We start from the raw sequence: 12,220 nt of genomic DNA, 5'->3' as shown, positions 1-12,220 counted from the left end.
ACCAGTGGCTTATAGCAGGACGACATCGTATTGCTCCTGAGAATACATGGGTTCGACTTGAAACTTGATCGTCCGCCCAATGAATGCCTCGAGATCCGCTACGTTGCCTGATTCCTCGTCCAATAGACGATCCACCACTTTCTGATTGGCCAAGACCAGATAGGAATTGGCCTGATAAGCTCGTGCTTCACGCAGGATTTCTCTAAAAATCTCATAACAGATCGTTTCTGCCGTCCGCAGCATGCCACGCCCCTGACAGGCAGGACAGGACTCGCAGAGTACCTGAGACAAACTTTCCCGGGTCCGCTTGCGGGTCATCTGTACCAAGCCAAGCTCAGTGATACCAATGATGTTGGTTTTGGCATGGTCGCGTTCGAGCTGTTTTTCCAGGTTGCGCAGCACCTGTCGCTGATGATCCTCATCCTCCATGTCAATGAAGTCGATAATGATGATGCCCCCCAGGTTGCGCAGGCGCAGTTGCCGGGCAATGGCTGTTGCTGCCTCAAGATTGGTCTTGAAAATGGTTTCTTCCAGATTGCGATGCCCGACGAACGCACCGGTATTAACATCAATCGTCGTCATCGCCTCGGTCTGATCGATAATCAGGTAACCGCCCGATTTGAGAACCACCTTGCGCTCCAAGGCTTTCTGAATCTCATCTTCGATACCGTACAGATCGAAGATAGGACGCTCACCAGGATAATGTTCCAGCCGATCCGCCACTTCAGGCATAAGCTCCGAGACGAATTGGCCAATACGCTGAAAGTTTTCTCGTGAATCGACCCGGATCTTTTCAGTGCGTGGATTAACAAGGTCACGCAGGGTTCGCAACGGTAAATCAAGATCCTGATAGATCGTAGTCGGCGCAGGAACTGCATTCATTTGAGAAGAAATCTGCGCCCAAAGACGACGCAAATAGCGAATATCCGCCATGATTTCATCTTCCCGCGCACCTTCCGCGGCCGTCCTCAGGATAAACCCCCCTTTTTCCTCGATACACTCCCGCGATATACAGGTTTCCACAAGGCTCTTGAGGCGCTCACGCTCAGCTTCATCCTCGATTTTCAAGGAAATGCCCACATGGCTAGTACGTGGCATGTAAACGAGATAGCGTGATGGAATGGACAAGTGCGTAGTTAACCGAGCGCCTTTGGTGCCGATCGGGTCCTTGGTAACCTGTACGACCAAACTCTGCCCTTCATGAACCAGCGCTGTAATGCTTTCAACTGCGCTCCCCTCTCGGGTTGAGATTTCGGCGGCATGAATAAACGCCGCACGAGCCAATCCGATGTCTACAAAGGCAGCCTGCATGCCGGGCAACACCCGGACCACCTTCCCCTGATACAGATTGCCTACAATTCCTCGCCGCAGCGTCCGCTCAACATGGACCTCTTGCAGGACACCGTTTTCCACGACCGCCACCCGCGATTCCATGGGAGTGATGTTAATCAGGATTTCTTCACTCATAGACATATCCATTTTTATTCGGGGGCTACCAGCTTATCGGGACCGGAGGGTGGAAGCACGCTAGTTGGCAGCTACTTGCCAGCAAGGTATTGCAAAGAGAGACAATAGCTCCGCCGTTTCGCATAACGGAAGGCCCACTACCCCGCTGTAGCTACCCTGGATGTACTTCACGAAGACGGCCCCCCATCCTTGGATAGCGTAGCCGCCAGCCTTGTCTATGGGCTCACCGCTGGCCCAATAGGCTATACGCTCGGCTTCATCGATAACCCGAAAATGCACATCGCTGGAAACGACCCGGACAACGCACTGGTCGCCATGCGCCAGAGCGACGCCGGTCAAAACTTGATGCGCTCGACCGCTGAGTTGCGCCAGCATGTCGAGACCGTCGCCGCGATCACGGGGTTTGCCTAGTATTCTCCCGTCCAGCACTACGCTCGTATCGGCTCCTAACACGCAGGCGTCGGTATGAGCCGGAAGAGCGGCAAGTCCTGCCAACGCCTTGGCTCTGGCCAAACGCTCGACATATGCCGTTGGTGCTTCGCCGGGAAGAATGGATTCGTCGACAGTGGCCGCAACGCGCGTGAAAGATACTCCGATTTGCTCAAGTAACTCGCGGCGACGAGGGGATCCGGAAGCAAGGTAAAGACGAGGCATGGAAGTCTCCTGAACATGCATGCGCCGACAGGATGGCTCCCAGTGGCACATCAACTGACATTGAAACGAGTGCGCAAATCACGCAGAACCAGATAGACCCAAGGCCACAGCAAGGCACTGACCAGAGACGGCATGAGAAATACTAGCGTAGGCGGACGGTTCCCCGTCAGGGTGTTAAGCCAGAGTTGCACCAGCTGAGCAAGCCCGTAAACAACCAGCAGCACACCACTTTGCTGCCAGATCGGAAAAACCCGTAGCCTCTGCTGAAGCGACTGAACCAGGAAAACGACCAGACTGAGCACAACGGCATTCTGACCCAGCAGGTTGCCATACAGCACATCCTCAGCCAGCCCCAACAGCCAGGCTGTACTGAGTCCAACCCGATGCGGTAGGGCCAGCGTCCAGAATGTCAGAAACATGGCAAGCCAGAGTGGCCGTCCGATCTCCATGAAATCAGGCATAGGCGCAATGGACAATAACAGACCGAGAATCAGGGTCAGCCAGATAACCCAGCCGTTATGCCCAATACGCCAGCCCATTAGCGACCTCCCTGACTGCGCTCTGCCGGCGCGGGAGAAGCGGCAGGCGCTTGCACTGGCGCCGCCGGTTTCTTTTGCGTCGCCGGTGATATCTCTGGTGCAGAGACAGAAGTAGTACCCGGCTTTACCGGAGCCTGCCCAGCAGGTGCGCCAGCTCCAGGCTGCGCTGTTCCAGCACTACCCGGTGATACAGGCGCTGCTGGCGTACCGGACGCCGCAGCCTTGCGATCAGCCTCCTCCTGAGCCTGAGCGGCATCGTTTGCGCGCTCCTCTGGTGTACGCGGATCGCTAAAGACAAGTAATACATAACGACTGCGATTCAACTTGGCCGTAGGCACCGCACGAACAATAGCGAACGGCTGTCCAGAGTCATGCACTACATCGGTTACGGTAGCAACGGGATAGCCGGCAGGAAAGCGCTGCCCCAGACCAGAGCTTACCAGCAGATCACCCTCCTTGATGTCCGCCGTATCTGCCACATGGCGCAGTTCCAGCCGCTCCGGATTACCCGTTCCAACGGCAATGGCCCGTAGCCCGTTACGGTTGACCTGAACAGGGATGCTATGCGTTACATCGGTCAGAAGCAGCACTCGGGCGGCATAGGGCATGACCTCGACCACCTGCCCCATTAGACCACTGGCATCGAGTACAGGCTGACCGACGAAAACGCCATCTTTGGCACCTTTATCGATCAGAATGCGGTGTGTAAAGGGATTAGGGTCAACACCAATAAGCTCTCCTACTAGCACCTTGTCGTCAACCAGGGCTGCAGAATTCAATAGCTCCCGGAGACGTACATTCTGCTCGGTTAGCGCCGCCAGCTTCTGCAGTCGACGCTGCATAAGCAAGGCCTCAGCCTTGAGCCGCTCATTTTCAGCGATGATTTCTGTACGGCTGGAAAACTGATCATGCACAGTTTCCCATGCGCGCATGGGAAGATCAGCAGCCCAATACAAAGGCGTCAGAATCAGACCCAACTCACTGCGCACGGGCTTTAGATAGTCGAAGCGAGCATCCACCACCATTAGACTGGCCGACAAAACGGCCAGCCCCAGCAAACGGACGCCAAGCGAAGGACCTTTGGAAAATATACGCTTGATGGTCTCGTCCTCGAAGCGCCAAGCCAAGAGTCCCTAAGAGCCTGAAACAACCCCTAGGGACATGCTTGCGACTTATTCGGTGGAAAGAAGATCCATAGCGTGCCGATCCATCATCTCCAGCGCCTTGCCGCCCCCTCGGGCAACACAGGTCAGAGGATCTTCCGCCACGATCACCGGCAAACCGGTTTCCTGAGCCAGCAGCTTATCCAGATCACGCAACAGAGCACCACCACCCGTCAACACCAAGCCACGCTCGGCAATGTCGGAAGCCAGCTCTGGCGGGGACTGCTCAAGGCAGCTCTTGACTGCCTGAACGATGGTAGCCAGGGATTCCTGGAGTGCCTCCAGCACTTCGTTCGAATTAAGGGTGAAACTGCGTGGTACGCCTTCGGCCAGATTACGGCCACGTACATCAATCTCACGCAGTTCGCCGCCTGGGTAAGCTGTGCCGATTTCCTGTTTGATACGTTCGGCCGTGCCCTCGCCGATCAGGCTGCCGTAATTCCGACGAACGTAGGTCACAATAGCTTCGTCAAACCGGTCACCACCCACGCGAACGGATTCGGCATACACCACTCCGTTCAACGATATGAGGGCGATCTCGCTGGTTCCGCCACCAATATCGACAACCATGGAGCCACGTGCTTCTTCCACGGGTAAACCCGCACCAATGGCCGCAGCCATGGGCTCTTCGATCAGGAAGACCTCACGTGCCCCCGCCCCCAGAGCGGATTCGCGAATCGCTCGCCGCTCGACCTGAGTCGATTTGCACGGAACGCAAATCAACACACGCGGACTGGGCTGGAGAAAACTGTTCTCATGCACCTTGTTGATAAAGTACTGCAACATTTTTTCGCAAACGCTGAAGTCGGCGATCACGCCATCCTTCATGGGACGAATCGCCGAGATGTTACCCGGCGTACGGCCCAGCATGCGTTTGGCATCGGTACCGACGGCAACAACGCTCTTCTGGTTGCCATGTGTACGGATGGCAACAACGGATGGCTCATCCAGGACAATACCGCGGTCCCGGACATAAATAAGGGTATTAGCAGTACCCAGATCGATCGATAGATCGCTGGAGAACATGCCACGCAACTTTTTGAACATGAGGTGACCCTAGACGGTGGCGTCAGACACGCTGATGAAACGCGTGGGAAAAATTGCGGCAGACTCTAACAACGGCAGGGATTTTGGGCAAGGCAGTGATGTGCTAGATTGCTCGTTTCTGTGGCCCTTTATGGCCTTTCTCAATGCGGTGCTTGACCGCTCGCGTGCGGTAACTCGACTTTCTGCCCTTTTTTATGGTCAAGCCGATTTTCTGGAGAATCTGATGGCGCTCGAACGCTCCGACGTCGAAAAGATCGCCCACCTGGCCCGTTTGGGCCTTAACGAGGCGGATATTGAACGAACTACCGGGACGTTGAATGACATCCTTGGCCTCATCGATCACATGCAGGCCGTCAACACTGATCATGTCGAACCCCTGGCACACCCGCTGGAGGCCGTGCAGCGTCTGCGGCCCGATGAAGTCACCGAAACCAATCAGCGCGATGCTTACCAGACCATTGCCCCAGCCGTCGAAAACGGCCTGTTCCTGGTGCCCAAGGTGATTGAGTAATGAAGGACACCCCTATGCATATGTTGACCCTGGCCGAGATCAGCCGTGCGCTTTCGGCAAAGGAATTTTCTGCCGAGGAATTGACTCGTGTATTGCTGACCCGCATTGCTCAGGTCGATCCGCAGCTTAACAGTTTCATCACCGTGACCGAAGCACAGGCCATCGAACAGGCCAAAGCCGCTGACCAGCGTCGCGCTCAAGGCGAGACCGGCGCCCTGCTTGGTGCGCCCATTGCACATAAGGATTTGTTCTGCACCCAAGGCGTACGCACCAGCTGCGGCTCGAAAATGCTCGACAACTTTATCGCGCCTTACAACGCCACAGTTGTCCAGAAGCTGGCCGATGCCGGGGTAGTGAGCCTGGGCAAATTGAACATGGACGAGTTCGCCATGGGCTCGGCCAACGAGTCCAGCCACTACGGCCCGGTCAGGAATCCCTGGGACACGAGCCGTATCCCGGGCGGCTCCTCAGGTGGTTCGGCTGCAGCCGTTGCTGCACGACTGGTGCCTGCGGCCACGGGCACCGACACCGGCGGCTCGATCCGTCAGCCTGCCGCACTGACCAACCTGACCGGCCTCAAACCAACCTATGGGCGCATCTCCCGCTGGGGCATGATCGCTTATGCATCCAGCCTTGATCAGGGGGGCATGCTGGCTCGCAACGCTGAAGACTGCGCTCTTCTTCTACAGGCTATGGCTGGTTTCGATCCCAAGGACTCTACCAGTGTGGACCAGCCGGTCGATGACTACCTGGCCAGCCTGGAGAAGCCACTTGCCGGCCTGCGCATTGGCCTGCCAAAGGAATATTTTGGCGAAGGACTGGACAGCCGTATCGCGGACCTTACCCTCAAGGCGGTTGAAGAGCTGAAAAAACTGGGCGCAACCGTCAAGGAAATCAGCCTGCCAAACATGCAGCACGCTATCCCTGCGTATTATGTGATCGCGCCAGCAGAAGCCTCCTCCAACCTCTCACGCTATGATGGCGTGCGCTTCGGCTATCGCTGTGAAGACCCTGCAGACCTGACCGACCTGTACAAGCGCTCCCGTGCCGAAGGCTTTGGTGACGAAGTACGTCGCCGCATAATGGTAGGCACCTATGCCCTGTCTGCTGGCTATTACGATGCCTACTACCTGAAAGCTCAACGTATCCGCCGCCTGATCAAGAACGACTTCATGGCTGCCTTCAATGAGGTAGATGTCATTCTTGGCCCAACAACGCCCAGTGTGGCGTGGAAACTGGGCGAGAAAAACAACGATCCCGTGGCTGAATACCTGATGGATATCTATACCATCACGGCCAATCTTGCGGGTGTTCCCGGTCTGTCCATGCCGGCTGGCTTCGTCGATGGGCTGCCCGTTGGCGTCCAACTATTGGCACCCTATTTTCAGGAGGGCCGCCTGCTCAATATTGCCCATCAGTACCAGAAAGCAACTGATTGGCACACGAAAGCCCCGACAGGGTTCCTGGAATAAAAGGCAGAGGACACTCACATGCAATGGGAAACCGTGATCGGGCTGGAAATTCATGCACAGCTCTCCACGAAATCAAAGATATTTTCCGGTAGCTCCACCACCTTTGGTGCTGAGCCTAATACCCAGGCCAGCCTGATTGACCTGGGCATGCCAGGCGTGCTGCCGGTAGTTAACCAGGAAGCGGTGCGTATGGCGGTCAAGTTTGGCTTGGCCATCGACGCGCACATTGGCCAGCGCAACGTATTTGCGCGTAAAAACTACTTTTACCCAGACCTGCCCAAGGGTTATCAGATCAGCCAGATGGAATTGCCCATCGTGGGCAAAGGGTATCTGGACATTACGCTGGATGACGGTACCGTCAAGCGTATCGGCATTACCCGGGCTCACCTGGAAGAAGATGCCGGCAAGAGCCTGCATGAAGACTTTCACGGCATGACCGGCATCGACCTGAACCGCGCGGGTACGCCGCTCCTGGAAATCGTCTCCGAACCGGACATCCGTAGCGCCAAGGAAGCCGTGGCCTATGTAAAGGCCATCCATGCCCTGGTGCGCTATCTGGGCATTTGCGACGGCAACATGAACGAAGGTTCGCTGCGCTGCGACTGTAACGTCTCGGTCCGCCCAAAAGGTCAGGCCGAGTTTGGTACTCGTGCCGAGATCAAGAACGTCAACTCGTTCCGCTTCATCGAAAAGGCGATCAATTATGAGGTCCAGCGCCAGATCGAGTTGATCGAGGATGGTGGCAAGGTCATACAGGAAACCCGCCTATACGACCCGAATAAGGATCAGACGCGCTCCATGCGCAGCAAGGAAGAGGCCAATGACTATCGCTACTTCCCTGATCCTGACCTGCTGCCTGTGGTGATCGAAGACAGTTTCCTTGAAGAAACTCGCGGCCTGCTGCCGGAACTGCCGCAGCAGAAACGTGAACGCTTCGAGCGTGACTTCGGCCTGTCTACGTATGATGCAACAGTACTTTCGGCCAGCCGTGAGATGGCGGACTACTTCGAACAGGTCCAGCATGTCAGTGGCGATGCCAAGCTGGCGGCTAACTGGGTGATGGGTGAGCTCTCCAGCCTGCTCAACAAGCAGGACCTAGACATCGTCGACTCGCCGGTTTCCGCCGAGCACCTGGGCGGCATGATTCTGCGTATCAAGGACAATACCATTTCCGGCAAGATCGCCAAGATGGTGTTTGAAGCCATGGCCGCAGGTGAAGGTTCTGCCGACGAGATCATCGAGAAAAAAGGTCTCAAGCAGGTCACCGATACCGGCGCGATCGAATCGATGCTGGGTGAAGTGTTGGCAGCCAATGCAGCCCAAGTTGAGCAGTATCGCGCCAGTGACGAGGCCAAGCGCGGAAAAATGTTTGGCTTCTTCGTGGGTCAGGCGATGAAGGCTTCCAAAGGCAAGGCCAATCCTCAGCAGGTCAACGAGCTGTTGAAAAAGAAACTGGAAGGTTGATGAGTAAACGCCGGAGCCTCTCCGGCGTTTTCATAAGAGGGATCGATGCATGCACAAGGTTGCACTCCATATCATTGCGATCACTGCTCTGCTGAGCTTATTGGCTGGATGCTCTGCTGTTCGTACGCAGGAGCCCTTGCAGCCAGGTAGTCGCTACTCCATTGAAGGAGTGGCCTCCTTCTACGGTGCACGCCATGCGGGCCGAAGAACGGCCAGTGGTGAGCGCTTTGATCCCAGGGCTTTAACTGCTGCTCACCGCACCCTACCGTTCGGCAGCCAGGTTCGCGTAACCAACCTGAGCAATAGAAAAAGCGTGACGGTTCGTATCAATGATCGCGGACCTCATACGCGGGGGCGAATCATCGATCTATCAGAACAGGCCGCCGCATCCATTGGCATGCGCAACCAGGGCACTGCACGTGTCCGGCTTGAGCCAGCCGCCAACATCGACACGGCCAGCAGTGACCAGGATGTAACGAAACGATGAGAACTCACCGCATAGACTCGTTGGTCAATTCGGCGTGGCAGCGCTCGAAGGCCGCCACGCCCATGATTCAGGTTACCGGTGCCGGATTAAACAGAACCAGATCGTTATGCAGCTTGTGCGTTTCCGCCCAGGTTTTCTTCCGACCGCTGGCTACATCCAGATACAACTGAAAAATTTCCCAACCTAGCTCTTCCAGACTTAGCCTCCCGGACGTGACTCGCCCGGCATCGACATCAATCAGGTCAGGCCAGCGTTCCGCCAGCTGTGTTCGGGTAGATACCTTAATTACCGGAACCATGGCCAGCCCATACGGCGTTCCACGTCCCGTAGTAAAAATATGCAGGTTCATACCGGCTGCCAGCTGCAACGTACCGCAGATAAAGTCACTGGCAGGTGTGGCGCAGTAGTACAAGCCTTTACCTTTCACCCGCTCACCTGGTGCAACCACGCCGGAAATGGCACTAGAGCCTGACTTGGCAATCGAGCCCATTGCCTTTTCGACGATATTGTTCAGACCACCCTTTTTGTTGCCTGGCGTGGTATTGGCACTACGATCAGCCATCCCGCGATCCAAGTAACGATCATACCAATCCATTTCATGAATCAATGCTTTTGCCACCTCAGGTGTTGCAGAACGAGACGTCAGCAGATGGATACCATCACGCACTTCCGTGTTTTCGGAAAACATCACAGTAGCACCGGCTCGGACCAGCAGGTCCGCTGCGACACCTAACGCCGGGTTGGCCGTCACGCCAGAAAAGGCATCACTGCCCCCGCACTGCATTCCCACTACCAGCTCGGAAGCCGGACAGGGCTCCCGGCGACGCTCGTTCAATACCATCAGACGATCTTCGATCATTTCGAGGATCTGCTCGACCATACCAGTGAAACCGTTGCTGGAGTCCTGCAGACGGAACAGCCAGTCCTCCTCAGCAATACCGGCAGGCAACTCATCGTCTGGCATAACTTGCCCGGCCTGGAGCTTTTCGCAACCCAAGCTAATAACCAAGGCCTGCCCGCCCAGATTGGGGTTACGACTGATATTTCGTAGCGTACGAATAGGCACGATGGCATCCGGCGCATTGATCGCAACGCCACATCCGTAGCTATGCGTTAGCGCAATCACATCGTCTACATTCGGATACTTAGGCAACAGCTCCTTGCGGGCTCGCTCGATACAGTGATCAAGCACGCCGGTTACGCACTGTACCGTTGTGGTTACGCCCAGAATATTGCGCGTCCCTACACTGCCATCAGGATTACGAAAGCCGTCAAAGGTATATCCTTCCAGCGGTGGCTGCATGGGCGGAACATCGGTCGCCAACGGCAAGTCATCCAGCGGTGGTGGCGAAGGCAGGCTGAGCAACTCTTCCTTCACCCAGGAGCCACGTGCAATAGGCTTGAGCGCGTAACCAATGACTGTGCCATAACGCAGTACGGCACCACCTTCTGGAATATCGACCAGTGTCACTTTATGACTCTGCGGTATGGCTTCAACGGTTACAAGGCCATCTGGAAATTGCCCACCCACTGCAACTCCTTGCTCGTTGATGACAATAGCGACGTTATCGTCAGCATGTAGTCGGATATAACGCGGCGAATCCTGGTGTTCGATCAAGTGCATGAGGTTAACCCTTTTTTATATTCAGACTGATCACGATGTTCTGGCTTAGCAAAGGCCTATGTCTGAGAAATCACAGCCATAACCGACAACCGCTCATGCTTTACGCCTTTTTATGTTGCCCTATACACTCACCTACCAATGATTGCGCAATCAAAAATAAATAGCTGTGTACAGGAAACTGCATGACTCATGCAGCTTACTCTGATTGCGCAATCATTCAAGCGGCCAAGCATCTACTCATCTCAATCTTCTTATCAGGTTGTCGAGCGGTCGATGATCTTGAACCCTGTATCGATGCATATGGATTCACGCAACGGTTCTTTCCCTTGGAATCGCTGTAGTAACGCTTCGGCTACCAGAGTCCCTATTCGGGTGCCATCGACGCTTACAGTAGACAATGGGGGATAGACGTGGGCAGCTGCAGAGAGATTACCGAAGCCCAGCACAGCTAGCGCCTCTGGTACAGCGATCCCCTGACTGGCTGCCTCGGCCAATACGCCCTGGGCCACCGTATCCGAGCTACAAACAATCGCGTCCGGCTGTATGCCCTTAGCCAGTAACTGTTTCAGGCCCGTGCGCCCGCTCAGTAACGTGGCTGGCGCGCTTAATGCTTCAAGGGGAGCCTTGGTTATACCAAGCTTTTCCAGTTCAGCCACTACGGCACGGCTGCGCCGCAACGCCCGTGGATCGTCTACGGATATAACGGAGACGTGTCGGTAGCCTCGGTCATGTAGATGCCTGGCCATGGCCTGACCAACCTTTTCGTGTGAGAAGCCCACCTGCATGTCGATGGGGCTATCACTGAGGTCCCATGCCTCGACCACAGGCACGCCTGCCTGCAGCAAGCGCTGCCTGCTTTGCTCGGTGTGCAGCGTTCCAGTAAGTACGATACCGTCCGGACGACGTCCCAGGACAGCGCCAAGCAATTGCTCCTCCTGCTCTGCCGAATAACCGGTCAGGCCGATCAAAGCCTGATAGCCAGCAGCTGCCAGCCGGTCCATAAGAGCCTGAATGGTATCGGCAAAGATCGAATGCGCAATTGTAGGGACGAAAATAGCGACAAGACGGCTTTTATTAGAAGCCAGGCCTCCAGCCAGCATATTAGGTACATAGCCTGTCAGCCGTACCGCCTCCAGCACTTTCTCTCGGGCTTTTTCGCTAACAACTTCGGGGCGATGCAAGGCGCGCGACACAGTAATCGGCGATACGCCAGCCACTTTGGCAACATCGATCAGGGTTGGATTGGAAATACCGGCCGTAGAGCGGTCAACGGTTGAACTGGACTTTTTCGCCATGGAGAGCCGCAGTGGTCAATGAATGTCATCATCTTACCGACCCTGACCCACTCGTGCATCCAACGAAAAGCATCAGGGGTAGCGGTTGCTACCCCTGAGGATAAAATGGCTCAGCGTAAATGACAGTTTGCATGGGGGCTGTCGCCGAGCCCAAAAATTACTGCGGGCCGAGCTTATCGATCAGAGCCGCCAGGCGCTCATACTCGTCCGGCTTGAGATCGGTCAGCGGTGCACGCACCGGGCCGGCATCATGGCCTACGATCTTCGCACCGGCTTTGACAATGCTTACGGCATAACCGGAGCAGCGGTTGCGGATGTCCAGATACGGCAGGAAGAAGTCATCAATCAACTTGCCCACGGTCTCGTGGTCGTCCGCGGCGATGGCCTTGTAGAAGTCCATAGCGGTCTTGGGAATAAAGTTAAACACTGCCGAGGAATACACCGGTACGCCCAGGGCCTTGTAGGCTGCAGCATAAACTTCAGCGGTCGGCAGGCCG

The 12,220-nt window shown here is 55.7% G+C and carries 12 protein-coding genes; 4 read left to right on the top strand and 8 right to left on the bottom strand.

From position 1 onward, the window contains the following. Positions 1-9: 9 nt before the first annotated feature. The 5 genes from rng to mreB form a co-directional block, all read right to left on the bottom strand. Positions 10-1,467, bottom strand: a complete 1,458-nt coding sequence (rng, locus tag IQ22_RS06380; protein ID WP_145139784.1) for a ribonuclease G — start codon at positions 1,465-1,467, stop codon at positions 10-12. 60 nt (positions 1,468-1,527) lie between these two features. Further along, positions 1,528-2,121 carry a Maf family protein gene (locus IQ22_RS06375; protein ID WP_145139781.1) on the bottom strand — a complete coding sequence of 198 codons (594 nt, stop codon included), beginning with the start codon at positions 2,119-2,121 and terminating at the stop codon, positions 1,528-1,530. A gap of 50 nt (positions 2,122-2,171) precedes the next feature. Beyond that, positions 2,172-2,660, bottom strand: a complete 489-nt coding sequence (gene mreD / locus IQ22_RS06370) for a rod shape-determining protein MreD (protein ID WP_145139778.1) — start codon at positions 2,658-2,660, stop codon at positions 2,172-2,174. Further along, positions 2,660-3,715 (bottom strand): rod shape-determining protein MreC, encoded by a 1,056-nt coding sequence (gene mreC, locus IQ22_RS06365; protein ID WP_244309014.1) that lies wholly within the window; start codon positions 3,713-3,715, stop codon positions 2,660-2,662. Before mreC ends, mreD begins: the two co-directional genes overlap by 1 nt. 117 nt (positions 3,716-3,832) lie before the next feature. Beyond that, positions 3,833-4,870 (bottom strand): rod shape-determining protein MreB, encoded by a 1,038-nt coding sequence (mreB, locus tag IQ22_RS06360; protein WP_145139775.1) that lies wholly within the window; start codon positions 4,868-4,870, stop codon positions 3,833-3,835. Positions 4,871-5,093: 223 nt separating this feature from the next. On the opposite strand from mreB, the gene gatC reads away from it, so the two are divergent. Genes gatC through IQ22_RS06340 form a run of 4 tightly spaced genes read left to right on the top strand, consistent with a single transcriptional unit; the run spans position 5,094 to position 8,804 of the window. After that, complete coding sequence (gene gatC / locus IQ22_RS06355) at positions 5,094-5,381, top strand: Asp-tRNA(Asn)/Glu-tRNA(Gln) amidotransferase subunit GatC (RefSeq protein WP_145140655.1); 288 nt, start codon at positions 5,094-5,096, stop codon at positions 5,379-5,381. 14 nt (positions 5,382-5,395) lie between these two features. Continuing rightward, on the top strand, positions 5,396-6,853 hold the full coding sequence (gatA, locus tag IQ22_RS06350) for an Asp-tRNA(Asn)/Glu-tRNA(Gln) amidotransferase subunit GatA (RefSeq protein WP_145140654.1): 1,458 nt from the start codon (positions 5,396-5,398) through the stop codon (positions 6,851-6,853). 18 nt (positions 6,854-6,871) lie between these two features. After that, positions 6,872-8,317 (top strand): Asp-tRNA(Asn)/Glu-tRNA(Gln) amidotransferase subunit GatB, encoded by a 1,446-nt coding sequence (gene gatB, locus IQ22_RS06345; RefSeq protein WP_145139774.1) that lies wholly within the window; start codon positions 6,872-6,874, stop codon positions 8,315-8,317. Between the two features lie 49 nt (positions 8,318-8,366). Continuing rightward, positions 8,367-8,804 carry a septal ring lytic transglycosylase RlpA family protein gene (locus IQ22_RS06340; RefSeq protein WP_145139771.1) on the top strand — a complete coding sequence of 146 codons (438 nt, stop codon included), beginning with the start codon at positions 8,367-8,369 and terminating at the stop codon, positions 8,802-8,804. A gap of 67 nt (positions 8,805-8,871) precedes the next feature. On the opposite strand, the gene garD is transcribed toward IQ22_RS06340, so the two are convergent. From garD to IQ22_RS06325, 3 genes are all read right to left on the bottom strand, one after another. Beyond that, positions 8,872-10,428, bottom strand: coding sequence for a galactarate dehydratase (garD, locus tag IQ22_RS06335; protein WP_145139768.1), 1,557 nt, complete (start codon positions 10,426-10,428; stop codon positions 8,872-8,874). 254 nt (positions 10,429-10,682) lie between these two features. Then, positions 10,683-11,723 carry a LacI family DNA-binding transcriptional regulator gene (locus tag IQ22_RS06330; protein WP_145139765.1) on the bottom strand — a complete coding sequence of 347 codons (1,041 nt, stop codon included), beginning with the start codon at positions 11,721-11,723 and terminating at the stop codon, positions 10,683-10,685. Between the two features lie 157 nt (positions 11,724-11,880). Further along, positions 11,881-12,220: dihydrodipicolinate synthase family protein (locus tag IQ22_RS06325; protein ID WP_208733610.1), on the bottom strand; the 340-nt coding region annotated here is incomplete at its 5' end.

This window comes from Pseudomonas duriflava (genome assembly GCF_007830155.1).
Lineage (GTDB): Bacteria > Pseudomonadota > Gammaproteobacteria > Pseudomonadales > Pseudomonadaceae > Chryseomonas > Chryseomonas duriflava.
Note: the sequence above shows the minus strand (reverse complement) of the source record. Positions and strands in the feature narration are given on the sequence as shown.